The organism is Chromobacterium sp. CCUG 30098, assembly GCF_059916605.1.
The window spans coordinates 274,990-300,106 of the sequence record NZ_JAUCGS010000003.1 but is presented as its reverse complement, the minus strand read 5'-3'; the positions used below and the strand labels follow the sequence as shown (position 1 = coordinate 300,106).

At 65.5% G+C, this 25,117-nt stretch carries 23 protein-coding genes; all 23 read right to left on the bottom strand.

The genetic code is table 11. The annotated features are described in order from the left end of the window. Position 1: 1 nt before the first annotated feature. On the bottom strand, positions 2-427 hold the full coding sequence (locus tag QUG03_RS09615; RefSeq protein ID WP_227107127.1) for a surface-adhesin E family protein: 426 nt from the start codon (positions 425-427) through the stop codon (positions 2-4). Between the two features lie 44 nt (positions 428-471). Continuing rightward, entirely contained in the window at positions 472-1,362 is an 891-nt protein-coding gene (gene glyQ / locus QUG03_RS09610; RefSeq protein ID WP_107798300.1) for a glycine--tRNA ligase subunit alpha, read from the bottom strand. A 137-nt stretch (positions 1,363-1,499) separates the two neighbouring features. After that, a complete protein-coding gene (locus tag QUG03_RS09605) occupies positions 1,500-2,234 on the bottom strand; it encodes a substrate-binding periplasmic protein (RefSeq protein WP_500819902.1) in 735 nt (244 codons plus the stop codon). Between the two features lie 37 nt (positions 2,235-2,271). Further along, positions 2,272-3,606, bottom strand: coding sequence for a protoporphyrinogen oxidase (gene hemG / locus QUG03_RS09600; protein WP_500819901.1), 1,335 nt, complete (start codon positions 3,604-3,606; stop codon positions 2,272-2,274). 112 nt (positions 3,607-3,718) lie between these two features. Continuing rightward, complete coding sequence (locus tag QUG03_RS09595) at positions 3,719-4,321, bottom strand: HD domain-containing protein (protein WP_227107123.1); 603 nt, start codon at positions 4,319-4,321, stop codon at positions 3,719-3,721. Between the two features lie 112 nt (positions 4,322-4,433). Further along, positions 4,434-5,201, bottom strand: a complete 768-nt coding sequence (locus tag QUG03_RS09590) for a fimbrial biogenesis chaperone (protein WP_500819899.1) — start codon at positions 5,199-5,201, stop codon at positions 4,434-4,436. Next, positions 5,191-6,603: a fimbrial protein gene (locus tag QUG03_RS09585; protein WP_500819898.1), complete on the bottom strand. Its 1,413-nt coding sequence runs from the start codon at positions 6,601-6,603 to the stop codon at positions 5,191-5,193. The genes QUG03_RS09590 and QUG03_RS09585 overlap by 11 nt, the downstream gene beginning before the upstream one ends. A gap of 8 nt (positions 6,604-6,611) precedes the next feature. Next, positions 6,612-9,188, bottom strand: coding sequence for a fimbria/pilus outer membrane usher protein (locus QUG03_RS09580; protein ID WP_500819897.1), 2,577 nt, complete (start codon positions 9,186-9,188; stop codon positions 6,612-6,614). Between the two features lie 10 nt (positions 9,189-9,198). Next, positions 9,199-9,993, bottom strand: coding sequence for a fimbrial biogenesis chaperone (locus QUG03_RS09575; RefSeq protein ID WP_107798294.1), 795 nt, complete (start codon positions 9,991-9,993; stop codon positions 9,199-9,201). Next, positions 9,974-10,495, bottom strand: a complete 522-nt coding sequence (locus QUG03_RS09570) for a fimbrial protein (protein ID WP_253314297.1) — start codon at positions 10,493-10,495, stop codon at positions 9,974-9,976. The genes QUG03_RS09575 and QUG03_RS09570 overlap by 20 nt, the downstream gene beginning before the upstream one ends. A gap of 860 nt (positions 10,496-11,355) precedes the next feature. After that, positions 11,356-12,819 carry a lytic polysaccharide monooxygenase gene (locus tag QUG03_RS09565; RefSeq protein ID WP_500819896.1) on the bottom strand — a complete coding sequence of 488 codons (1,464 nt, stop codon included), beginning with the start codon at positions 12,817-12,819 and terminating at the stop codon, positions 11,356-11,358. A 263-nt stretch (positions 12,820-13,082) separates the two neighbouring features. Beyond that, the gene (locus QUG03_RS09560) at positions 13,083-14,549 is read right to left on the bottom strand and encodes a lytic polysaccharide monooxygenase (protein ID WP_500819895.1); all 1,467 of its coding nucleotides are present in this window, start codon (positions 14,547-14,549) and stop codon (positions 13,083-13,085) included. Positions 14,550-14,686: 137 nt separating this feature from the next. Continuing rightward, positions 14,687-16,951 carry a sensor histidine kinase gene (locus tag QUG03_RS09555; protein ID WP_500819894.1) on the bottom strand — a complete coding sequence of 755 codons (2,265 nt, stop codon included), beginning with the start codon at positions 16,949-16,951 and terminating at the stop codon, positions 14,687-14,689. Between the two features lie 177 nt (positions 16,952-17,128). Continuing rightward, positions 17,129-17,818, bottom strand: a complete 690-nt coding sequence (locus tag QUG03_RS09550) for a response regulator transcription factor (protein WP_199225803.1) — start codon at positions 17,816-17,818, stop codon at positions 17,129-17,131. A gap of 259 nt (positions 17,819-18,077) precedes the next feature. After that, positions 18,078-18,536 carry a type II secretion system protein gene (locus QUG03_RS09545; protein ID WP_500819893.1) on the bottom strand — a complete coding sequence of 153 codons (459 nt, stop codon included), beginning with the start codon at positions 18,534-18,536 and terminating at the stop codon, positions 18,078-18,080. Then, positions 18,523-18,909: a type II secretion system protein gene (locus tag QUG03_RS09540; RefSeq protein ID WP_107798286.1), complete on the bottom strand. Its 387-nt coding sequence runs from the start codon at positions 18,907-18,909 to the stop codon at positions 18,523-18,525. Before QUG03_RS09540 ends, QUG03_RS09545 begins: the two co-directional genes overlap by 14 nt. Continuing rightward, entirely contained in the window at positions 18,884-19,360 is a 477-nt protein-coding gene (locus tag QUG03_RS09535) for a type II secretion system protein (protein WP_107798285.1), read from the bottom strand. The genes QUG03_RS09540 and QUG03_RS09535 overlap by 26 nt, the downstream gene beginning before the upstream one ends. Positions 19,361-19,367: 7 nt before the next feature. After that, positions 19,368-21,206, bottom strand: coding sequence for a secretin GspD/PilQ domain-containing protein (locus tag QUG03_RS09530; RefSeq protein ID WP_500819892.1), 1,839 nt, complete (start codon positions 21,204-21,206; stop codon positions 19,368-19,370). Positions 21,207-21,255: 49 nt separating this feature from the next. Then, positions 21,256-21,699: a hypothetical protein gene (locus tag QUG03_RS09525; RefSeq protein WP_486636598.1), complete on the bottom strand. Its 444-nt coding sequence runs from the start codon at positions 21,697-21,699 to the stop codon at positions 21,256-21,258. Continuing rightward, complete coding sequence (locus QUG03_RS09520) at positions 21,696-22,286, bottom strand: GspMb/PilO family protein (protein WP_500819891.1); 591 nt, start codon at positions 22,284-22,286, stop codon at positions 21,696-21,698. The genes QUG03_RS09525 and QUG03_RS09520 overlap by 4 nt, the downstream gene beginning before the upstream one ends. After that, entirely contained in the window at positions 22,283-22,816 is a 534-nt protein-coding gene (locus QUG03_RS09515) for a hypothetical protein (protein ID WP_500819890.1), read from the bottom strand. The genes QUG03_RS09520 and QUG03_RS09515 overlap by 4 nt, the downstream gene beginning before the upstream one ends. Continuing rightward, positions 22,804-23,526, bottom strand: a complete 723-nt coding sequence (locus QUG03_RS09510; protein ID WP_500819889.1) for a hypothetical protein — start codon at positions 23,524-23,526, stop codon at positions 22,804-22,806. Before QUG03_RS09510 ends, QUG03_RS09515 begins: the two co-directional genes overlap by 13 nt. A gap of 7 nt (positions 23,527-23,533) precedes the next feature. Beyond that, on the bottom strand, positions 23,534-25,114 hold the full coding sequence (locus tag QUG03_RS09505) for a GspE/PulE family protein (protein ID WP_253313863.1): 1,581 nt from the start codon (positions 25,112-25,114) through the stop codon (positions 23,534-23,536). Positions 25,115-25,117: the final 3 nt, after the last annotated feature.

Here is a 25,117-nt window from a genome sequence, read left to right as displayed (position 1 = left end):
CTTAACGCTTGGCGGCCCCGGCGGCTTCGCAGATCACCTTCATCATGGCGTCGGCGACCGATCCGTTATACACGGGCTGCCATTTCCAGGCGTGACGCGGCACTGGAAACAGGGTTGAGAACAGGTGCTTGTTGTTGCGATCGAAATAATCGGAACTGACAAACACGTACTGGTACTTGCCGCAGTCGGCGTAGCCTACGCTGCGGCGGATATTGAATTTCAGCTTGTAGCTTTTCTCGTACTGGATCTTGTCGAACCGTTCCTGGTTGACGAAGTGCACCAGCCCGTCCTGCCCCAGCCACAGCGAATTGCCGTCTATCGCCAATTGCAGCGCCTTGCCGTCCTGATACGCCACCCAGTCGGCGGCGGGCTCGGCCTGCGCCGGCAGCGCCAGCGCGGCGCACAGACATGCGAAAAAGGCCTTCATGCGCATTCCCTCTGTCAAGAAACGGCCGGGGCGGCAAGCCAAGCTCAGGCCTGCCGGCACATCGGGAAACCCAGCGCTTCGCGGGCGTCGTAATACGCCTGCGCCACGCCGCGGGACAGGGTGCGGATGCGGCCGATATAGGTGGCGCGTTCGGTCACCGAGATCGCGCCGCGCGCGTCCAGCAGGTTGAAGGTGTGCCCGGCCTTGAGAATCATCTCGTAGGCCGGCAGCGGCAGGCTGGCCTCCAGCAGCGACTTGGCCTCGGCCTCGTAGTCGTTGAACTGGCGGAACAGCAGCTCGACGTTGCTGTGTTCGAACGCGTACTTGGACTGCTCCACTTCGTTCTGGAAGAACACATTGCCGTACGTGACCGGCTGGCCGTCCGGCAGATGGGTCCAGATCAGGTCGTAGACGTTCTCCACGCCCTGCAGATACATGGCCAGACGCTCCAGACCGTAGGTGATCTCGCCCAGCACCGGCTTGCAGTCCAGGCCGCCCACTTGCTGGAAATAGGTGAACTGGGTCACTTCCATGCCGTTCAGCCACACTTCCCAGCCCAGGCCCCAGGCGCCCAGGGTCGGGTTTTCCCAGTCGTCCTCGACGAAGCGGATATCCTGCACCGTCGGATCCAGGCCCAGCTCCTTCAAGGAACCCAGATACAGCTCCTGGATATTGGACGGAGCCGGCTTCAGCACCACCTGGAATTGATGATGCTGGAACAGGCGGTTGGGGTTTTCGCCGTAACGACCGTCCGCGGGTCGGCGCGACGGCTGCACATAGGCCGCGTTCCACGGCTCCGGCCCCAGCGCCCGCAGAAAGGTGGCGGTGTGGGAAGTCCCCGCGCCCACTTCGGTGTCGTAAGGCTGCAGCAAGGCGCAGCCCTGGCGGTTCCAATAGTGCTGGAGCGTGAGGATGATTTCCTGGAAGGTAAGCATAGAGGTGGCAAGCAAAGTGAAAAGTCAAAGGCAGATTCTACCGCCTAGCGCCCCCCGCGCAAAGCCAAGCCGTTGGCGGCAAATCAAAAAGGCCGGCGAAACGCCCTCGCGCCGGCCCGCCTCGCGCAGCGGCGCCCTCATTTGCCCGCCGCCGGCACCATATCCCGGAACTTGCGCTGGGTGTATTTGGCGTAGATGCACTCCACGCTGCCGTCGCGGATCAGATCGCCTATCGTCGCGTCCAGCCTGGCCGCCAGCGCCGCCTGCCGGGCGCTGAAATTGGGCGACAGATCGGTGCGGTCTATCACCGGCTGCAAGATCTCCACGTTCGGCCGCAGGGAGGCGCCCCACACATCGCACAAGACGAACCGACGATGGCCGCCGGTCAGCATCGCGTACAGCTGATCCTCGTCGTTGCTCGGCTCCAGCTTCCAGTTGGGATAGTTCAGAATCTTCGGCGTATAGGTGTAACCGCGCACCATGCCCACCGCCTGGCCTTGCACCAGTTTCCAGTCGAAGGATTTGACCGGCGAGCCGCGCTTGACGCACAAGGCCACCGGATAGCTGGAATAGACGTTCTTGAAGCGCGGCGTCTGGGCGGCCACTTCATTGTCTATCACCGCGTCGTAGTCGCCGGTCTTGACCCCGCGCAGGCAACGCTCCCAAGGCGCGGCCTCCATCGTCACCGGCACCTTCATCCGGCGGAAGGCCTCTTGCAGCACGTCGTGGCTGATGCCGGAATCCACCTTGCCGTTCTTCACATAGCTGAACGGCTGCCACTCCACCCCGCACAGTTTGATCGGGGCCTGCGCCGCCGCGCCCGCCGCCAGCAGACAGGCCCCGGCAGCCGTCATCCCTAGACTCGCCCGCATCGGCCTCTCCTTTCGTCCCGCTGTCCGCGACGATTTGTTATATGCCGGATCCGCGGCAATGCAAAGCCTGCGCCGCCAGCCGATCTGCCAGCGCCCGCCCCTTGGCCAGACAGTCCGGCAGCGACACCCCGTCCAGCCAGTTGGCGCAGACATGCAGGCCGCGCTCGCTCGCGGCCGCCGCCAGCGGCCGCAAGGCCGCCATCGCCGCCGTGCCCTGCGGCAGCGCCTGCGGCCAACGCACGATGCGCTGACTCAAGGGTTCGCCCTCCAGGCCGAACAGGCGCGCCAGCTCCAGGTTCAAGCGCCGCAACAAGGCCTGATCCGGCAAAGCGGCCAACTCCGCCTGGCGACGGCCGCCGATGAAGCTGGTCAACAAGCGCGAGCCGGGCGCCGCCGTATGCGGATAAATCCGGCTGGACATCAAATGCCCCAAGGCCAAAGCCTGCTCGCTGGCCGGGTGCAAGCCGCCGAAACCCTCCAGCGGCCGGCGCAGCGTCCGCTCCGCCGCCACGGTGGCCACCACGGTCAGCGGCGCATAGGGCAGCGCCGCGCAGGCCCGCGCCCATTCCGGCTCGCAGGGTTCCAGCAGCCGCGCCGCCTGCGGCGCCGGCAAAGCCAGCACCACCGCGCTGGCCGGCTGCGGCCCCTGCGGCGTCCACAAGCGCCAGCCCTCGCCCGCGCGTTCCAGCGCCAGCGCCGGACAGCCCAGCCTCACGTCCAGATCTCTCGCCAGCCGCTCCGCCAGGCTGGACAGCCCGCCCGCCAGCGTGCACATCCGCTTGCGCCGGGTCTCGCCGCGCCGCCAGCGCCGCCACATGCCCAAGGCCAGCGATCCCGCCTCCCGCTCCGCCGCCGCCAATGCGGGCAGGCATTCCCTCATCAGCAATTCTTCCGGATCGCCGGCGAACACGCCGCCGATGAACGGGTCCACCAGGGTGGCCAGCACCTCCTCGCCCAAGCGGCGCCGAAAAAAGGCCGCCACCGTTTCCGACGCATCCGGCTCGACGGGGCGGCGCCAAGGCTCGCTCAACAGCCGCCATTTGGCGCCTGGGCTGAAATAGCCGCCGGCCAACAGGGAGGCGGGACCGTCGGGCAAGGCGCGGTAATGGCCGTGCCGCAGCACGAAGCGCCGCTGCGGCCCCGCCGCCGGCGCCAAGGGCGTCAGTCCCAGCTCCAGCAGCCATTGCCACAAGGCCTCGTCCGCCAGCAAAGTATTGGGCCCCGCCTCCATCAAGCCCGGCGCCAGGTCCAGACTCAGCACCTTGCCGCCCACCCGGTCGGACGCCTCGTACACCACCGCGTCCACGCCGCGCCGGCGCAACTGCCAGGCGCAGGCCAGGCCGGACATTCCCGCGCCGATCACCGCAATCATTTCCCGTCCCCCTCCAAAGCCAAAAGGCCGCCCAGCGGCGGCCCTCGATGGAAGACAGTATGCGGCAAGACGCCGGCCGGCCAATTGATCCGCCGCAAGCCGGCGCGCCGGCCTAGCGTTCCGGCGGGAACACGCCGCGTTGCTCGGCCTGCTCCAAGGCCTGTTCCAGCCATCCGGCCGCGGCGCGGCAGCCCTGCCTGACCCCCGGCATTACGCGCTCCAGCACCTGGGACTTGCGCACCTGCTGCTCCTTCCAGCCCTTGCCGTCGGAGTGCAGGTTCAACAAGGCCGGCGCCAGCCGGTCTATCGCATTGGCGAAACGCGCCTCCGCGGTAAAGCCTTGTTCGAACTCGTCCCACAAGGCCAGCATTTCCTCCGCCTGCGCCTGCGGCAGCAGGTTGAACACCTGAGCCGCGCCGGCGCGTTCGGCCTCTTTCTCCTCAGGGCCTTCTCCTCGGTCGAATACGCTGACGTCGCCGGCGACGATTTCGCCGACATCGTGCACCAGCAAGAGCCTGACCACTCGGTCCAGCGCCACCGGCTCGTTGGCGTGCGGCTGCAAGGCCATGGCGAGCATCGCCACCTGCCAGCTGTGCTCGGCGGAGTTTTCCCGCCTCTGCTGCGAAGCGATCCAGTTTTTGCGGATCACTTCTTTCAATTTATCCAGTTCAAGGAAAAACTGGATGCTCTGGCTTAAGGCGGCATTACTCGTCATCACGGCTCCTGTGGATGCGGCGGCTCGCGTTCCGGCTCAGCGCCAGGGTCGGCCCGACAATGCCAAAACGATCAAAACCATTTCAATTCTACTCCATTTTCATAAACATCCATCAGGAACCGCTGACGCTCAAAGCCAGGGCCGCCTTGCCCGCCACCGGGTTGCCGTCGTCGCCCACCAGCAAAAAACGGACTTCCGCCTGCTCGACGGCGCAGGGCGGGGACGAACCCAAGGCCAGCGTCTCCGCCGTTAAGGGCGCCACCATCTCCGCCGCCAATGGCTGCGCCGGCGCCCCGGCGCAGGCCAGCTCCAGCGCGCGGAAGGTGGCGTAATAAGGGCTGGCGTTGTCGATGCGCACACGCGGACCGTCCGTCCGCTGCTCCAGGGTGAAACGCAGTTGCTCCGGCAAGTCCTCAACCGAGACGGGCAGCTTGGCCGGCCGCATCAAAACCTTCATCTGAGTCCGCAGCGTGACGGTCAGCGTCTGCGCATCCGCCGGCAAATCCGTCCTCGCCGGAGGGATTTCGTACAGGTTCAACCAGAACAGCGACTCGCGATCCACGGGCAAGGGCACGCCGGTGGCGAGCAGGCGCAGACTGATCTGTCCCTTCGGGTTCAAACGGAAGATAGGCGGAATGGGCATCACCGCCGCGCCCGCCGCTCCGGCCGCGTCCGGGCCGGACTCCAAATGACCGTCGTCGACCCAGGCCTGCACCACCACCGGATAGGGGTTGAGATTGACCAGTTGCAGCGATTGCTCGGCGCCGCCGGCCTCGAACACCACCCGTGTCGACTCCGCCATCAGCCCGGCCCAACTGCTGCCGCACAATAGGCACAACAGACCGCCCGCGCTCCAGCGCGCCCATGCGCTACTGGACACGGACCACCACTTGCGCGGTCGCGTTCAAGGAACCCGGCTTGACCTTCTTGCCCGGCAGGCGGATCAGCGTCGCGCTCATCCGGGCACGGTAATGGGTCAGACCGCTCTGGTTACTCGTCGCTTCCGCGTCCTGCAACACCGGATACCAGCCGTCTGGGGCTCCGCCGCCGGTGATCAGCTCATTGCTCAACAGGTTCAAGCGCTGGCCGCCCGGCCGGCTCAAGGCCACGCCCACGCCGGTGGCCACGGCGGGGTTGACCCCGTAACCGTCGGACAGCAGATGCGTGACCCCGCCGCCGCCGGTGCTCAAGCCCTCTTTCAAGGCCGCCTGGTAGTTGGCGGCTTGCACCAGCACCCCCATCGCCGTCTGTCCCGTTCCGGTTCCGCTTTGAAAACCAGACAGGCCGATATTGGCCGGCGAGCCCGTCTGGCATTGCAGGTTGATCTCGATCGGCAGCGTACGTTGCCCGCCCTTCTCCATCTCAACCGCGCTGATGGACGGGAAAAGCACCACCGGCGTCACCATTTCCACCCGACAGCTGGCGGTTCTGCGGATCTTGACGGTGTTATACGGGTTGATGGCGCCGGGCCAGGCGTTGTAGAAACCGGACCAATTGTTTATGTGATCGGCGCCTATAAACAAACCTGGCGACCAGCCGCCGCCTTGAAACGCGCTGTAAGCTATCGGCTGGCTATTTACCCAGCTCTGGCCAAGCTCGCTATCCTGCCAGACTATATCCGGATAGCCCTTCGCCTCGCTGTATTTGAAAAACTCCACCTTGTAGTTGCTGAAATGCTTGACCTTGATCAGAAGCCACTTCTGTGAATCGATGTCTTCAGCCGTCAGTTTCAATGCTCGGCGTTTCCACTTCCGCGTCGCATGCTCTCCGGTATTCAGATTGGTCACTCGCGAAATCAGCCCGCGCTGCATCGTACGGTAAGAATCCGCCAGCCCGATGGCGCTGCCCACCTCATCCCTGCCGGCCCATTCGTTGTCGCCATTGGTCGAGTAGTATTCAAACAGTTTTCCCTCTTCTTCTTTCGTGCAACGGAATAGCACTTGTTCCGGCGTATAGCCGCCGATATTGCCGAAACCCAAGTCGTAAATGCTCAACACCTTGCTGCCCAACAAGGTGCCGTCAGGCTGGAATATCTCGTTATTGATATTGAGGGTCATCGCCATCGCCTGCTGCCCTGCATCGTCTCGCGCGCCCTCCCACAACCGTACCACCCCCTTGCCCGGTTCAACATAATCCACATCGTTGGGATTGGTCGACGGCGTGGGGCGCGACACGCGATAGCACGCGGCCTCCGCCTGCGCGCTCCACAGCCCACCCAGCAGCACGGCCAATAAGGCCGCCGCGCCATGCCTCCGCACCGCGGCGTCAGTTTGAAATTTCATCTTGGTCCTCATTGTTTGAGCGGCGGCGCGCACTCCGCCTCCAGGCGGATAATCGGCCGGCTTGGCGCGTCGTCGGCCAGTTCATACGGCAGCGCGCACTGCCTGTCCGCCTCTTTGCCCCACTTCACCAGCAGGCGCGCCTTGCGGGAGGCCACCCGCGCATAGGCCTGCCCGCCCTGGCCCACCATGCCGATATTGGAGCCGTCTTCCGCGTACACCATCGCGCCCATGGGCAGGGCCTGGCCGTTTGCCAGCCGCCCCTTGATCAACAGCGCCTGGCCGCGGCGGGTGGCGAACTTCAGCCTGACCGCCGCGCCGGCGTAAGGCGCGGTGCGCAATTGGTCGCCTTGCAGCTCCACGCCATCGGCCAGGCCCTTGCTGTCCAGCGACACGTCGTTGTAACGGTAAGGGGTCAGCGACGGGATCAGCGCGTAACCGGCGCGGTCCACCTTGGCGCCCATGCCGTAGCGCACTTCCGCGCCTTTGGCGCCCGGCGCTTCCACCAGGCCGAAGGTTTCGCTCAGATAGGGGCCGAAGGTTACGCCGCCGCGGTGCACCGCCACCGCGCCGCGCGCGCTGGCGCCGGTTTGGGTGAAATTGCGTCCGCGCGAATAACTGCCGCCCACGGTGACCAGCGGGAAGCGCTTTTGCACATTGCCGCCCAATGCGGTGGCGCTGTTTTGCGAGGTCTGCGACACGTTGACGCCGTAGCTGACCGTCTGCGCCTCGTCCGCGGTGCCGCTCAAGGACAGTTGCAGATTGTTTTCACCGTCGCTGCGGCTGGTCGAGGCCGCCAACATCGGCGCGCGCCGGACCTTCCCCAAGGGCATGGATAGATTGAACATCACCGTATTGCGCACCCGTCCGCTGTCCAGCGGCTGAAATCTGGAGCCGCCGTCTTGCGACTGCCCCATGCGCTGGCGCGCCACCGATACCCCGTAACTGATGGAACGGAACTGGTTCTGATAGCTGAGTTGCAGCTGGGTGTCCCGCTCCTTGCCGTTGTAGTAATCGCTGATCGCGGCGGACAGTCCCAGGCTGCCGTAATCGCCCAGCCGCTGGTTGACGCTGACGGTGAACTGGTTGCGCTGCTGGAAGCTGCCGGAGTTCCAGGTCCGGCCCTGCTTATAGGCCTCGCGCGCGCCCAGCGCGTCGACCAGATCGCGGTAGCCGCGAGTGGAGTAGCGATAGCCCGCCAAAGTAATGGACGTGGCGGTGGGCTGGATGGTGTGGCTGTAAGTCAGTGCCGCGCGCCAGCCGTGGATCTGGCTGCCGTCGCTGTCGCGGGAGCGCGACAAGGTGGCGTCCGCGCCCAAGGCGCCGTAGCGAGACCCCCACACCGCCCCGCCCAGCAGCGCGGCGTAATCGGACGCCGCCCGCGCGCCCATATTGGCGGTCAAGGCGTTGCTGACGCCGCGCTGATAAGTGAAATCGGCGAACACCGGCTTGTCTTCCAGCGTATTGCGCAGCTGGCCCACCGTCAGGCTGTAACGCGTCTGGCCCGGCCGCATCGATCCCGGCACCGCGGCAAACGGCACGGTGAAACGCTTCACCTGTCCGTCCGCCTCCGTCACCTCCACCTCCAGGTCGCCCTGATAGCTGGTGGGGAACAGATCGTCGATCACGAAGGGCCCGGGCGCCACCACGGTCTGATAAATTTCCTGCTTGCCCTGACGCACCACCACCCTGGCGTTGGTGTCCGCCACGCCGCGCACCACCGGCGCGTAGCCGCGCACGGCTTCCGGCAGCATCCGGTCGTCGCTGCGTAGCTGCACGCCGCGATAGCTGAGCCCGCTCAGCAGGCTGCCGCCGGTGGAGCTGTCCCCCAGCGTCAGCTCGCTCTGCAGGGCGGGCAAGGCGCGCTGCACATAGCTGCGGATATGATTCCAGCGTCCGCCTCCTGCCATGCCGCTGCTGTAGTTGGATTGCTGGCGCAAACGCCACAGCCCCAGGTTCACCCCGGCGTCGGCGGAAACGTAGTGATAGGTGTTGCTGATATCGCCGGTGCTGGAGCGGTAGCTGTTGGCGTCGTAGTTGAGGAAGCCGATGGCCGCGCCGACGTCCAGATCCTCTTCCGCCACGTAGCCGCGCGGCAGCCGTTTCATCGCCGCCTGCGGCACCGACAGATTCAGACGCAGCCGCGGCAGGTCGAACTCGCTGCCGGCACCGGGAATGCGCAGCGCCAGCGGCCAGCACGCCGCCGCGTCCTCCTCGTCCGGCGGCAAGCTTTCGGGCAAGACCCCGGCCTTGATCAGGAAAGCCCGATCCAGACAAGCGGACGTGGGGTGGTCTTCCTCGCGCCGGAAGCTCACGGTTTGGCGAGAGTAAAACGTGTTGTTGACGAAAACATCCACCAGGTACTCGCCGGGGTCTACCTGGCTGGGCTTGTTGAAGCGCTCGATGTCGTCCGCCAGCGAGTTGCCTTGCAGCAGCCGCTTGTCGAAACGGTAAGCCAAGAGCGCCGGCGCGGCCTCGGCCGTACCCGGCTCGGCCCAGACCAAGCCAGGCGACAGGCAGACCGCGCCGGCGGCCAGCATGGGGGGAAGACCAGGAAGCCACTGGCCGCGATAGGAAGTTGAAGTCATATCCGGGGAATCACTCCGCTGCCACGGCGGCGGACTCGACTTCGTTCACGCCGCCGTAATCATTGACATGCTTGTAACGCACGGAGAGCGGCGCTCTGGTCTGCGTCAGCCCCGATATAGGCCAACTGGCTCGGGAAAACGGCGCCAGCATGTCCGCCTTGAAAGCGTGGGCCTTGCCGCCGCTCATCACCTCGCCGCCCATCAGCGTCAGGTAGTAGCCGCTGCGGTTGTCCGCGACCAATTGCCATGCGCGGCCCTGACGCTGCAAGGAGAAACGCAGTTGCTCCGGCGCCTGCTCAACCCGGCCCTGAATGCCCGCCGGGCGATAAAACAGCTTGAGCCGGCTGCGCAGCATCACCAGCATCTGGTTTTGCTCCGAGAACTCGCCGGTAACCGACGGGATCTGCAGCATGTTGAAGTAGTAGACCGACTCCCTGTCCTGCGGCAGCTCGCTGCCGTCGAACACCAGCCGCACGGTCTGACCCGCCTTAGGTTCCATGCGGAACACCGACGGCATGGCGGCGAACGGCGCCGAAGCGGACTCCGGCGTGGAGTCCACGTCGCCGGAATCCAGCCAGACCTGGACCACATTGGGTGTGGCGTCTTCGTTGCTCAGTTGGATGCTGCTCTCGCGAGCCTGGCCGGGATAAACGATGCGGGTGTTGTTCAGCACCACGCTGGCCCAGGCCGCCGGCCACGCCGTCAGCAGAATCAGTCCCGGCAGCAGCGCGCGCCGGAGCGCGGCGGCGCTAAACGCGCCGCGCTCCGGCTGACTGCCGCTAGGTTTACAAGTAGGAAACCGCATACTGCACGCTGCCCAGCACCGACCCTACGGTGGCGGCGCCTTCGGCGTAGTAGCGGACGGCGAACTTGTGCTCAGCCGTGGTTTTGCCTGCTTCCAATACCAGGCCCGACGCCTTGTAGCCGCCGGCCAGGTCGAACGGATTAGCCGGAGCAGCCGGGTCCAGCAATTGCAGGGCAACGTTCTTGGCGGTGCCGGTGTTAACGATATTGCCGTCCTTAGTCAGGCTGTTGGCGACGAACACGGTCTTGATCTCGGTGCCGCCGGTGGGCGCCGCTTCACAACCGGTCAAACGGATGGTGAAATCGGTTTGCCCCGCCGCCGCCCCCGCCGCGCTCAGGCTGGTCGTCGGCACCGTAGGCAACAGAACCACCGGGTTGCTGTCATTGCCGTTGATATCCACCTTGCAAGTCTGCGAAGACACTTCGCCCTGGAAGTTAATGGTGTTGCCCGCCAGCGCTAAAGTCGGCAGAAATAAACTGGCCAAAACGACGATCTTTTTCATGAAACGACTCTCCATTGATATTTAAATATCTTCAATTTCAAACTCGCCGAAAACCCTTTTAATCGAGCCCAAAATAAAGACAGGCCGATTGTACTTAGCCCCCCCTAAACAGACAAATAGGATTTTTCCTAAAAAAATCATGGCAATACAAAAAAACACAGACACATTCATTCAATAAAAATTTCAAAATTACCAATAACTTAATATATTTATAATAAAAGGGGATATCCACAAAAATCACACAATGGATCTACTTTAAAATAACCAAAAACATCAATATCACCACATTTAAATAGAAAAACACAGAAGAAAACAGCTACTTCGCCCCCACATCTATCGAAAATAATTCCATTAAAAACATGCTACATTGCCATTCTCTCAACAAAAATTGACTCTAAAGTCCCATCAGCTTAAAGCTCTGCCTTGACACATCCAGCCCCACCGGTGTTATGTTTTAATACTATCCTCATCATCTGTTTGGCGTATCCATTCAGCCACGGCAACCAAGTTCAGCACTTATTCATTTCTCCTCTTGTATAGCGCTCTGCTCCACTGCATCAAAATCCTTAACCTCATTAGACGAAATGACATTGGCAACACCCGGTTTTCTGAAGCCTCATTTTTAAGCTGCAAGCACTCCCCCTCTCAAGACCTACTACCGCTTTATACCCATTGGAATGGCCGCTACGCGGGGTTGTAAGCCTCGAACTGAGGACGATGTCTGCCTCCAAAGCGCCCCTTCCGCAAAGCCGTAACACGGGTGACGCGTTGACGCTCGAATAAGCACCGCCCCGCCGACCTCAAGGCCGACGGGGCGGGTTGGCAACGGCGGCCGGCATCAAGCCGCCGCCATCATCGCCTTACTTTCCCTTGCACTGGTGATGCATTTCAGCCGAGCCCATGGCTCGCCATACGCCCCACTGCCCATCCGCGCCCGGCACATTGCCCTCGGTCCACCAGCCGTTCATCCACTCCTTACCGTTGTAAGTGACTTTGGAACACGCTTGATCATAGGTCTTGGCGGCGTCCCAGTTGCCCGCCACCGGCGGCGTGGGGCCGCTGTCGTCGGCCTTGACCGTCAGCGCATGCGCTGCGGTTTTCTCGCCCTTGCTGTTGCTGACCTTGACCTTGAAGCTGTAGGCAGTGTCCTGCTCCAGCGCCGGCGCCTTGAAATTGAGCGTGGCGGCGTTGAGCGCCAGGCCGGCGATCTTGGGCGTCACTTCCCACAGGTAGTTCAGATTGGTGCCGGAAGCGGCCGCGGCGGACAAGCTGACGTTGGCGCCGCTGTTGACGCTGGCCGGGCCGCTGACCGTGACATTCCCCGGCGCGATTTCATCCGGCGGCGGCTTGGTGCCTCCGTTATTCTGGTCGATGGCGAAACTCACCTGCTTATTGCGGCCAAACACCTGGTTTTCGGTGGCGCTGAATTGCGGCGTGATGTCCGAACCGATCAGCTTGCCCACCTTGACCACGCTGGAGCTTTGATTGACCTTGGTGGCCAACGCATGCATCCATTGCTCCGGCTTTTCCTGACCAGCCTGCACCACGATGCTGTGCTTTTCCAGGTCGCCGCTGCGCACTTTATCGAATACGCGCAAGGTCAGCGTGACGCCGGTGTTGACCTGGCCGCCTTCCAGCGCGCCGCTGGCCTTCCATTCGATATTGTTGGCCACCACGTCCACGTCGGAGCAGGCGTAGAAGGCTTCGGCGTTATCACTCGGATCACGCTGCCAAACGCTGTACACCACGCGCTTGCCGGTCAGCTCCGCCGGAATCTGCACCTCCAGCTTGGTGATGCTGCCGCTTTCTGGACGCGGCAGGGGACCGCTATTGCCAATCTCTTTCAGGTCTCTCCAGCGCAAACCCTGCTCCGGCTTATAGTCATCTGTGCTGATATAGGTCTTGAAGTAGCTGGAGATGTGGCCTGCGGTTTGCTTGTATTCGAACACGGCCTTGCCTTGGGCGTCCGGGGTCACCGTGGTGACGCGTCCTTTGAAATCGGCCGCATCCAGCTCTTTCCAGTCGATCTTGCCGCCGGCGCACAGCAGGCCGTCTTCGACCTTCTCTTTATGGTTGCTTTTCACGCCGCCCTGCACATTGGACATCCAGTTGCTGCTCAGCGATGCGATCTTGCCGCAGCTGGCATAAGTCGGGTTGCCCCACGGGGTATCGAAGGTGGCGCAGGCGTATTCGCGGCTGGGCGGGTTCACCATGGAGCCATGGGCGCTGGCGGTGGACGGGACAACGGCCATCAGGGAGGCGGCGATCTGGCTCAGGGCCAACACGGGCAGGACGAGCTTGCCGGCGGTGCGAGGTGCGGTCATGTTCTAAAACCTTGATCTTAAGGGTTGGGTTGCCGCCCTCCCTGGCCGCCGTCGGCCGAGGAAGGGCTTGCCCGCATTGTTCCAAACCCTTGCCCGCCGCCCAATCATTCTCAATAAAAGCTAAAGTTCAGCGATTTTTAATCAATATCGGCCATCAAACGGCAAAAGCCCGGCAGGCTTACGCCTGCCGGGCAGACCCCGAAACCGGGTCTTAAACCTGCGTCCAGCTGGGGCTCAGCCTGAAACGCGCGGCCATCCGGACATTACTTATCCTTGCACTGGTCATGCATGTCGGTCGAGCTTACCGGACGCCATACGCCCCACTGGCCTCCCGTGCCCGGCTTTTCGCCTCGGGTCCACCATCCGTTCATCCATTCCTCGCCCTGATATGTCACTTTGGCGCAAGGCTGGGCATAGGTCTTGGCCGCGTCCCAGGCACCGGCTACCGGCGGCTTGCCGCCTTCATCCTTGGCCTTGACCTCCAGCTTGTGCTCGGCGTTCTTGCTGCCCAGCGCATTGCTGACTTTGACCGTGAAGTTATAGCTGGTGTCCTGCTTAGGCTCCGGCGCCTTGAAATTGAGGGTGGCGGCGTTCAGCGTCAGGCCGGCGATGCTGGGCGACACCGTCCACCGGTATTTCAGGTTGGTGCCGGCGGCGGCTTGGGCCGACAGGCTGACCATATCGCCGCTGTTGACGCTGCTCTGGCCCTTGACGGTGACCTTGCCCGGCGCGATCTCGTCCACCGGCGGCTTGCCGCCCTCATCCGATTGTTCCAAGGCAAAGCTGTATTCCTTGCCCAGACCGAACACGGTGTTACCGGTGGCGTTCTTGACCGGCACCACTTGGCCGTTTTGCAATTGGCCCACCTTGACCACGCTGGATTTGGCGTTGACCGCGGTAGCCAGCGCATAGGTCCAGTCTTTGGCCGCGGTTTGACCGGCGGCGATCTTGATCGAATGCTTTTCAAGGTCCCCGCCGCGCAGCTTGTCGAAAACGCGCAGGGAGATGGTGGAGTCGGGCTTGGCCTCGAACGGACTGGAGACCAAGGCGCCCAGCGGTTTGAAGTCCGCGCTGTTGGCCACGATGTTCACGTCGGAACAGCTGTAGAAGGCCTCGCCGCTGTCGCTGCGCTGCCATACGTTGTAGATCACGCGCTTGCCCTGCATGCCGGCCGGAATCTTGACGTTCAGCTTGGTCTTTTCGCTGGGCGCCACCGCGCCGGAATCGCCGATCAGTTGCAGGTCATTCCACTGCAGCGGACGCGTGAAATCATAGGAGTCATTGCTGATATAGGATTTGAAATAGGCGGTCTGGTGCTGGGCGGTCTGATGATAGGTCATCGTGTATTTGCCGTCCGGTCCCGGTTGGATGGTGGTGGCCGGCCAATCGACGACGGCATCCAGGCCACCGAAGGTTCCGGCATTGCCTCCCGCGCACAATTGGCCATTAGGCACCACTTGCTGGTGATTACTGCTGGCGTCGCCCTGGCGCACGCTGTTCCAGTCGTAGATGGCTTGCGACTGGCCAATTTCTTTGACCGCCTGGCATCCCGGGGTTTTTGGATTCTCCGGACTATCGGAGACACGACAATATTTAATGCGGCTGATCGGCTCTTCCATCGAGCCATGGGCGGAGGCGGCGGCCGGGGCCAGCAACATCAGGGAGACGGCGATCTGGCTCAGCGCCAGCGCGGGCAGGGCGAGCTTGCCTGCGGAGCGGGGTGCGGTCATTGTTGAAACCTTAATTTAAGGGGTTGGGTGACAGCCCTCTCCAGCCGCCATCGGCTGGGAAGGGCTTACCCGCATTGTTCCAAACCCTGGTGCGGCCCCCAATCAATCTCAACAGAAGCTCAAGCCGGCGGCTGCGCCTAGCGCTCTCCTCCCTCGCTCTCCACCCACGGCGCCAGCAGCAGAAATTCGCTGCCCAGCCGGCTTCTGGATTTGACCTCGACACGGCCGCCGTGGGCCTGCATCACGGCCTTGACGAAGGGCAGGCCCAGGCCGGCGCCGTCGCGGCGGCCTTCATCCACCTGATAGAACGGCTCGAATAGCCGCGGCAAGGCGTGTTCCGGAATGCCTATGCCCTGGTCCACCACGCTGATGCCGGCCATGTCCCCCCTGCGCGCCAGCCGCAGCACGATGTGGCTGCCGGCCGGCGAGTACTTGACGGCGTTATCCAGCACATTGACCACGGCGCGCAGCAGCATGTCGTAATGGCCGCGCACCCACAGCGCTTCCATCGCCTCCGGGCCGTGCAGCACGATGCGCTTTTGGCGGGCGCCGGCCTCGATCTGGTCCATCGCGTCTTCGGCCAGATCGGTCAAGGCCACCGGCAGAAAGCCGGCCGGGTCCAGTTGCTCGGCGCGGGAGAGGCGCATGAAGTCCTGAGCCACGCGCAGGCTGTAGTTCACTTGCCGGCGCAGATCGTTGAAGAATTGGTCCTGCCGCGGCCCGGTCTCGCCGCCGCGCTGTTCTATCATCGCCAGCATGGTGGTCAGCGGATTGCGCAGATCGTGCGCCATCTGCCGCAGCACGCGCCGGTCGCCGGACACGCTGGCCTTGACGCTTTGCAGGTCGACCAGGCTGATCAGACTGCTGGACAGGCCGTCGCACAGTTCCGGACAGGGCGTGACCAGCAACATGTGTTCGCCCTGGCTGCTGCGCACTTCCTCCACGCCGATGTTGCCGCTGTGAAGCGCTTTTTCTCGCGCCCGCCCGGCCAGGCCCAGCACCCAGGCTTCGGCCTCCTCCGGCGCGCCTTGCTCGCACAGCAGCTTGCGCGCCGCCTGGTTGCTGAGGATGATTTTGCCGCCCTGCTCGAAGAAGATCGGATAGGGCAGCATATTGAGCACGCTGACGTAGGAGTTTTGCCAGGCGCGCATCTGCCGCATCAGCCGTTCGATTTCGTCGGCGCCGGACTCGGGCTCCTGGCCGCGTAGCGGCAGGTCCATGCCGGCTTCGCGCAGGCTCTGCCGCATCGCCTCCATTTCCTGCCGCAGCAGGAGATGAGTCTTGGTCTGCCAGCGCCAGGCGCAGCCGGCGTAGATCAGCAAGCCGCCTGTCAGCGGCGAACTGACCGGAATCCAGATCTGGGTTTGCAACAGCAAGAGGGTGGACGTCAGCCAGCAGCCGCCCAGCCACAGCCAGGCGCGGCCGTGCATGCGCGCCGGCGGCGCCAGCAGGCAGACCAGCAGCAGGCCGAACATGAGGCCGAAGTTGACCAGCAGCTTGTACGGGGCGGCCAGCAGGGTGACCGGCCCGTGGTTCATCAGGGTCTGGGTTTGCAAGGCCAGGATCTGGCTGCGGGTATGGCCTTCGCGGTCCAGCGGGTAACGGTTGGAGCGCAGGCCCTTGAACGGGTCCAGCGCCAGATGACCGACAAAGACGATCTTGTTGTGAAACGCCTGCCGCGGCACCGCGCCGGTCAGCACGTCCAGCATCGAATACTGCTGGATGCGGTGGTGAGCCGGCAACACCAGCAGCCAGCCGTCGGCTTGCGGCGCGCAACGCCGCCAGAACGCGGTCAGACAGCGGGTGTTTTCCCGCGGCGGCAGTTCATAGCCGGCGACGCGGATGGCTTCCATCACCATATGCGGCGCCAGCTTCCGGCCATGTTGCTTGTAGGGGACGATGCCGGTGACCACGCTGCGGTCCCCTATCAAGAGGTCGCGGTGCCCCAGCCCGGCCGCAGCGGCGTAAACGGCGGAGGGCTCGGGACCGTCCCGCCCCGGCGCGGCGGGGGCGTCGGGCGGCAAGGCCAGCACCACGCGGCCGTGGCGCCGGATGGCGTTCGCCAGCATGCCTTCGTCCCGGCGCGACAGCAGGTTCATGTTCAGCGCCACGCTGTCGGCCTGCTCCAGTCTTTGCAGCAGCACGGCGTAGAGCACGTTGCCGTTGACTTCCTCATGGCCCAGCGCCTGCACCGTGGCCTGGTCGACATTGACGAGCACGACATCGTGTTCGTCGTCTTCGGTTTGCAAGGCGGAGAGCAGTTCGAAGTACAGCCGGTCCAGCGAGTGGAACAAGGCGTCCTGGTTGGGGATGGCGAACACCACCAGCAGCAGGACGAAGGCGATCAGAAAGCGCGCGTCGTGCCGGTGTCCGCGCCGGAACGCTTGGCAAAGCCATTTCATAAGACGGCCCAAGCGCGAAAAAAGGACGCGGCCGGCCAAGCCGGCGCCTTACTCAAGGAGCAGCTCAAGGCGAGACCGGCCGAAGCCCTTGGGCGCGCATGCGGGAAATGCGGGCTCAGGAGACGGCCGTCGGCGCGCAATGCCAGAGTCAACGCGCAGCGGGTTGCAAGCGGGTCCTCAGACCCGCTCCAGCCGGTAACCGTAGTTGTACACGGTGGAGATCACCATGCCGTTGCGCGGCCGCAGGCCCAGCGCCGAGCGCAGATTGCTGACATAGGTGGCCAGGCTGGCGTCGTATTTGCGGTCCGCCTGGCCCCAGATGCGCTGGCTGAGAAAGTCCTTGGTCAGGATGCGGCCCAGGTTGCGGAACAGCAGCGTGGCCAACGCGAATTCCCGCGCCGGCAGCGTGGCGGCCTTGCCGCCGGGCAAGCTGACGCTGCGCGCTTCCGGATGGAAGGTGTAGCCGCCGGCCTCGAACGAGGCCTCCGGATTGCCCAGCCGCTGTTGCTTGCGAAACTGGGCGTTCAGCCGCGCCAGCAGCTCGCGCTCGCGGATCGGTTTTTGCAGATAGTCGTCGGCGCCGTGCTCCAGCGCCAATACGATGTCTTCTTCGTCGTCGCGCTGGGTCACCATCAGGATGGGCAGCGCCGGCGGCAGCTTGGCGCGCGCCCATTTGAGCACCTCGACGCCGTTTCGGCCCGGCACCTCCCAATCCAGCAGCATCGCGTCGCAGCGCTGCTGTCGGAATTGGGCGACGAACTGGTCGCCGTCGGCACAGGCGACGGCTTGATGGCCATATTGTTCCAGCAGCTTGACCACGCTAGCGGTTTGGAGCGGACAGTCTTCTAAAATAGCAACAATCATCATATGCGTTTCGGTTGAAAGCGACGGACTCGCGGCGGGAGCGGAAGCGGCGCGCCTTTGGAGCCGCGGCGCGGCCGCGGGCGCAAAAGCGTTGGAAAGCCGCTGTCATCGGTCGCCAAAGAGGGTGATTCTTACGGAAGCATGGTCCGGGAATCTATAGGAGTACTCCTAACTTTCTCAATAATTCCTAAATTAATCCGGATGCATTGAGCCGAAACAAAACACAAATCATGCCTTTAGAATAAATCCCCCGCCGCCGGCCTCACGGCGCGGCCGGCGCCAGGAACACCCATTGCCGATAGCTGCCCTTGTCTGCGAAGTCGCCCAGCTCCGCGGCGAAGCCCCGCTGTTTCAAGGGCCGGCCTTCCGCCAGGCTGTGCACGCCGACGATGCCGCCGTCCGCGCCCTTGATCAGCCCCCATTCCGGCTTGCCCGTGAGCGGATCGGCGTAGAGGCGGCGCAGGTGGCGGCGGGTGAAGGGCACGCGTTCGTCCTTGAGCAGGGCGTCCAGCGTTTTGGGATAGGCCGGCGCGGGGCCGGAACGATGGTAGGAGACGATGGCGCGCTGCAATTGCAGGCCGATGTGCAGCAGCTCTTCTTCCTTGTCGCCTTGTTGTTGCCGGCTCCAGGCGCCGGCCGCCGCGCCCAGGGCCGCGCTCATGGCCAGCACCAGCGTCAGCGCCCCCAGATAGGCCAGCCCGCGCTGCTTACCAGCTGCCATAGCGGCTGCCGTCCAGGCCGGTTCCCGGCGCGCCGCTGGCCACGTCGCCGACGCCGCCCTCCTCCGCCGGTTTGGCTTGCCAGCCGTCGCGCCGGCCGGCGATGGGATCGAGCGGCAGTTCGCGCAGATAGCGGCCGGCCACCAGTTCTTGCAAGGCGGCCGGATTGGCGCCGTGGTCGGCGCGGTAGTCGTCTATCGCCTGACGCAGCGCGGCCAGATTGTGGCGCAGCACGGTTTCGCGGGCGCGGTCCTGCTGCTTGAAGTAGTTGGGGCCGATCAGGGCCATCAGCGCGCCGATGATGCTCATCACCACCAGCAGCTCGATCAGGGTGAAGCCGCGCGCCGCTTCACCATTGTTGGTAGGGTATGCCATTGATGCCCTTTCTGAGGCTCTTGGAACGGATGTCGTATACGTCGCCGCCGGAGGCGAAGGCTTCCGCCGAGCTGTCGTAGCCGCGCGTGTCCCAGCTCGCCGCCGGGTCCGCGCCGTCGCAGCTTTCGCACATCGGATCCGCCGGCAGACGGCGCAGGAAATAGAGCTTGCCGCCGGCGGCGTCGCTCTTGTCCGGCACGCCGTCCACCAGGCTGGCGAGGCTGGGCGGATAGCCGCTCCGATCCGGAGAAGCGTCTATCTTCTTGTCCGTCACCGCCTGCCGGTAGGCGTCGATGGCCGTGCGGATCTGGCGCAGGCTGTGGCGCAGCTCGGCCTCCTGGGCCCGCCGTCTGGCCAGTTCGCTCAACGGCAGGCTGGCGCTCAGCAACAGCGCCAACAGGGTGAGCGCGGCCAGCGTCTCGATCAGGGTGAAACCGGTTTGACGCGGCATAAGCACCTCAGGGCGCGGCCAGCGGACTGTCCAGCGCCGGCGCGGAAGCGTCCCGCGCGGGCGCGGCGGCGGGCGGCGGCGCCTCGGTCCGCAGCGGTTCCACGCTCAGCCGGCTTTCGGTGCCGGAATGGAAATAGCTGTTGGAAGCGGCCGGCAGGTCCAGCGCCCGTTCTATGCGCGGGGTCAGCAGCAGGATCAGCTCGGTGTTTTCGACGCCGCGCTTCTGGCTGCCGAACAGGCCGCCCAGCCAGCTCAGGGTGCTGAGACCGGGCAGGCCGCTGCTGCTGCGGTCGTGCTGCTGTTTGACCAGGCCGGCCAGCACCTGGGTTTCGCCGTCGCGCGCGGTCATCACGGTTTCGGCGTTGCGGGTGCTCATCGGGTAGACGGTGCCGCCGCCGGCGGTCTTGACTTCGCTCTTGAGGTTGCTGACTTCCATATTGACCTTGACGCTGACCTCGTTGCTGAGGCTGATCCGCGGCTCCACTTGCAGGATCAGGCCGACGTCCTGGTAGTTGACCGATTCCGTCACCACGCCGTTGGCGTTGGTGGTGGTGACCACCGGCACTTTCTCGCCTATCTTGATGCTGGCCTTTTCCATATTGCGCACGCGGATCTTGGGGTTGGCCAGCACCTTGGTCTTGCCCTGTCTTTGCAGCAGTTTGATCGCCGCGCCCAGATCGCCGCCGTTGCTGCCGCCGACGCCGATGCCGTCGCGGTTCAGGCCCAGCAGATCGCCCACCGTCACCCTGTCCGAGCCCTCTTTCGGCAGCACCGAAAACCGCAGTTCCGCCGGATAGTCGACGCCGACGTCGAGCACGTCGTTGGTGTTCACTTCCAGCACTTGCACGTCCATGGTGACTTCGGACTGGGCGATGTCCAGGCTGGCCACCAGCCGCTCTATCACCGCCATCACTTCCGGCGTGTCGCGCACGATCACCGCATTGGTGCGCTCGTCCAGATGCACGTTCTTGGGCGAGCTGATCTGGCGCAGCGCGGCCAGCACCTGGCTGGCGTTGGCCTGGCTCAGGTAGAAGGCGCGGGTCATAAGCTCCCGGTATTCCTTGGCTTTTTCCGAGCGCGCCGGATAAATCAGCATGCTGTGCCGGCTGAGCACTTTTTTCTCCAGCTGATGGGTGCGCAGCAGCAGATTGATGGCGTCTTCCGCCGTGGTCCGGCTGGCGACGATGCTGGCCGGGGCGGCGACGGGCACTTCCGGATCGAACACGAAATCGATGCCGGCCAATTGCGAGATGGCGTCGAAGATGCTGGAAATCGGCTGAACCTTGAAGTTCAGCGTCACCGGCTGGCGCAACGCCTCGGCCAGGCTGGGACGCGCGTCGCGGCGGGCGGCCTCCCGGCTTTGCAGCTCGTCGCGCAAGGCTTGCGCCTGCCGGTAACCGGGCTGCTCCTGCAGGATGCGGCCCAGCCGCTCCAAAGCCTCTTGCGGGCGCTGCGCGCCGATCTCGGCGGCGGCGTCCAGCTCCAGTTTCAGCCGCAGCCGGCGCTCCAACTGCCGTTTCAGCTGCTGGGCGCGCATATGTTCCGGCGCCAGCGCCAGCAGCCGGCTCACCTCCGCCAGCGCGGCCGCGTCGTCGCCGGCGTCCATCTTGGTCTTGGCCGCCCGCAAGGCCTCCTCCGCCAGCGCCGCGCTCTTGGCCACGACGTTTTTGCGGCGTTCCACATCGTCGGGCTTCTGCCGCAAGGCGGTTTCGGCCGCGCGCAATTGTTCTTCCGCGCCGGGCTGATCGGCCGGGCCGAAGATTTTCTTGACCGGTCCGGGCAGCGCGCATCCGCCCAGGGTCAAACCGAGGGCGAGGGCCAGCAGTGTGGGTTTGCAATGTTTCATGATGCCTAATGCCTGGTGAAAACGGCGTCGTCGCGATGGCGGCGACGCCTCAGTGAGCCAATGGAGTCAGCGGGATCGAGTGCTCCCGCCCTTCGGCGTCCAGCAGCAGCGCGCGCTCCGCCTCCAGGGCCTTGAACGTGTATTGCTCCGTCAGCCGGGCGCCCGGCTGCAGCGCATTGGGCGTCTTGCAGCCGACGCAGAGCAGGTAGCTGCGCGCCCGGCCTTCCAGCACCACCACGCGCTGGCCGTCCTGCCGCCATTCGCCCACGGCGCTGAACGGCGGCGGCGCGGCCTCCAGCGGCGGCGGCGGCAAGGGCGCCGCCAAGACCGGAGCGGCGTCCGCCGCCGGGACGACGGGCTTGGCCTCTTCGCGCAGCGACGCCCAGCTTTGGACCGGAAACAGGTCGACGCCGTCGGCCCGCGGCTCTTGCGCCTGGGCCAAGGCCGCCCAGGCCAGCGCGAGGCCGCTCAGCCAATGGGCCCGCCGCCTCATTGTCCGGCTCCCAGCAGGCTGAAGCGCATGCGCATGCTCAAGGTCGCGGTATCGGTTCGCGCCCGGTCCAGCGTCAGCGCCTCCAAGCGCAACAGCGGCTGCGCCGTCAGTGCGCCCAGCGCCGCCGTCAGTTCCGGATAACGCCCGCTGGCGCTCAGCTCCACCGAGACGCGGCGCAGCGCGCCGCCGGCTTCCGCCTCTTCGCGATAACTGGCCTCATGCACGCTCAGGCCGGACTGGCGCAGCTGCTCCAGCAAGGCCAGCTTGCGCGGGGCCAGCGCCAGCCGCAGCTGGGCCTGCCATTGCCGCTCGCGCCCCGCCGTCGCCGGCAAGGCGGGCGTCGGCGCGCTCAATTGCAGGCGGCGCTGTTGCAGATCCGCCTGCCGCGTCTCTTGCTCCAGCGCGCCGAAGACCAACAGCAGGCCGCAGGCCGCCAGCGACAGCCGGCCGCCGCGCCCCAGCCGGCAGGCCAGCGTCTGCCGATGCCAGCGCAGCCGGGCCCGCCAATGACTTCCGCCGCCGGCCGGCCGGCCGCCGCGTTTAAAGGCCGCCAGCCGGCGGCCGGCGTCTCGCATCCAGGCCCTCATCGCTCAGCCACCTGCACCGTGGCCAGCACCGCCTGATTGGGATCGCCGGGCTTAAGCCCGTGCCGCAGCAGCCGCGCCCGACCATGGCCGGACGACTGGTTCAGCCTCTCGACGAAATGGAACACTTCCCGCACGTCCGCCGCGCTCAGTTCCAGCCGGGCCTGCTTGCCCCCGCCCTCAAGATGCAGGGACAAGATGCCCAGCCGCGGCGACCAGGCTTGTTCTATCGCCCGCAGCAGCGCCGGGCGCAGCCGGGTTTGATCGTCGCCCTGGACCAGCAGCAACGCCTGGGCCTTGCGCGCCTCCGGCGAGGCGGCCTGGGCGCGGCGCTGTTCGCGCTCGCGCAGAAAACGCTGTTGCTCCTGCCGCCGCTCCCAGGCCGCGGTGTCCTCCGCCAACCGTTCCAACTCCCACTGCCGCCAGCCCAGCGCCGCCAGCAGCATCAACAAAAGCATGGCGGCGACGCCGGCCAGCGGCGCGCTCGCCTCGGGGCGGCTGAAGTCCAGACCGCGGGCGTTCAGGCGGCGCATGGCTGGCTCGCAAGCAGGGGATGGGCAAAGCCCAGCCAACGCGCCCGCGCCGCCGGCGGCTGTGCCGCCGGGCCATGGGTCGCGCACCAATCGTAGTCGCCGCCGGGCTCGCGGCCGCACAGCGCCTCCGCCGCCGCCACGCCCTCGGCCGCGCTCTGTCCCGGTGCCAGCGCCAGGGTGATCAGATCCTCCCAGCCGCGCTCGCCGCGCCACAGGCAGGTGACGGCCCCGGCCTCCGCCAACACCAGCGCGTCCGATGCCAACGCGCGCGGATGGGCTTGCAGGCAGGACGACAGCAGATCGCGGCAGCCGGCCAAGCGCCAGCCGGCCGCCCGCGCCGCCGCGCTCAAATCGGCCAGCAGCGGGGCCTGAGCGGCGAAGGCCAGCCGCGCCGCGCCGTAAGCCGCCGGCGCCAGGCGGATGTCCAGTTCGCCCGCGACGCCGCGCTCGCGCAGCAGACCCCGCGCATAGGCGCGCCACTGGGCGCGCTGCCCGGACAAGCCGTCTTGCCACGGCAAGAGCTGGCTGTGCGCCCACGGATAGCCCAAGAGCAGCCGCACGCGGTTGCGCCAGGCCGGACGCCGGCGCGCGGCCCCGCCCAGCAGCATGGCCAGCGCCTCCGCCGGTTTGCCGTGATGGCGGCAACGCCGCGGCTGGGCCGGGGCGCCGGCCGGCGGCAGCAAGGTCGCCAGTTCGGCGTCGATCAACACGGTTCTGTCATTCCATGGCCACGGCACGGCTGACCTCCTGATAGGTGGTGAGTCCGCGCGCCACCGCCTCGAGGGCGGCGTCGCGCAGCGATTGATAATCGGCGCATTGCGCCAGCGCCTGCTGGCGCTTCTGCGGCGAGCGCTCCAGCAGCGCCTCCTTGAGCCGGCTGTCCAGGCGCAGCACTTCCGCCAGCGCGATGCGGCCGTGGAAGCCGCCGCCGCGGCAGTGCTCGCAACCGGCGCCGGCGCAGGCGACGCACAGCCGGCGCACCAGGCGCTGCGACACCACGCCGTTGAGCGCTTCCAGGAAAGTGGCCGCTTCCACGCCCATGTAGAGAAAGCGGTCTATCACGCTGAAGGCGTCGTTGGCGTGCACCGAGGACAGCACGCGGTGGCCGGTCAGCGCGGACTGCACCGCGATGGCCGCGGTTTCGGCGTCGCGGATCTCGCCCACCAGAATGGTGTCCGGATCGTGGCGCAGGATGGAGCGCAGGCCGCGGGCGAAGGTCAGGCCCTTTTTCTCGTTGACCGGGATTTGCAGAATGCCGGCCATCTCGTACTCCACCGGGTCTTCGATGGTGATGATCTTTTCCTCGCCGGTATTGATCTCCGCCAGCGCGCCGTACAAGGTGGTGGATTTGCCGCTGCCGGTGGGCCCGGTGATCAGGGTCAGGCCGTAGGGCAGTTGCGCCAGCGCGCGCACGCGGCGCGCGGTTTCGCCGTGAAAGCCCAGGCTGTCCAGGTTCAGGCTGTCGCCGCGCTGGGATTTGTCCAGCAGGCGCAGCACCGCGTTTTCGCCGTGGGCGCCCGGCATGATGGACACGCGGAAGTCCACTTCGCGGCCTTGCAGCGCCACCTTGAAGCGGCCGTCCTGCGGCACGCGCTTTTCCGCGATGTCCAGGCTGGACAGCACTTTCAGCCGCGACATGGTCTGGCTGGCCGCCAACTGCCCCGGCACCTTGCGTATGGCCTGCATCACCCCGTCGATGCGGTAGCGTATCTGCAGCCCGTCGTCGCGGGACTCCAGGTGGATGTCGCTGGCGCGGCTTTGCAGCGCGTCGTACAAGGTCATGTTGACCAGGCGGATCACCGGGCTTTCGTCCTTGGCCAGGCTGGTCAGCGAGATAGACTCCACCGCCTTGGCCAGGCTGTCCTCGGCCAGGTCCACCGCCGCGCCGTCCATCACCCGCTCGCGGGCCTCGGCCTGTTTCAGCCAGGCGTCGGCCACGCCGGGCAGGCTGAGGGCGAAGCGCTGGCCGCGGCCCAGCAGCCGGTTTTGCAGGCCGAGACGCGCGTCCAGCCGCAGCGGTTCGGCCAGCAGCAGGTACAATTCGCCCCGCCACTCCAGCGGCGCCGCTCGGCAGGACAGCGCCTCCGGCAGCGGCAGCAGATCGAAGCGCGCCGCCGCCTCCCCCACCTGGGCCTCGCTCAGCGCGGCCAGGCCCAGCAGCCGCGCCGCCTGCGGCAGGCTGGCCGGCTCGCGCTCCAGCTGCCGGTTCAGCAGCTCGGCCATCGGCAGGTCTTCCTCTCCGCTCTCGCGCCGCCATTGCCAGCCGGCCGTCGTCGTCGGGTCCATCAATGCTCGCATCAC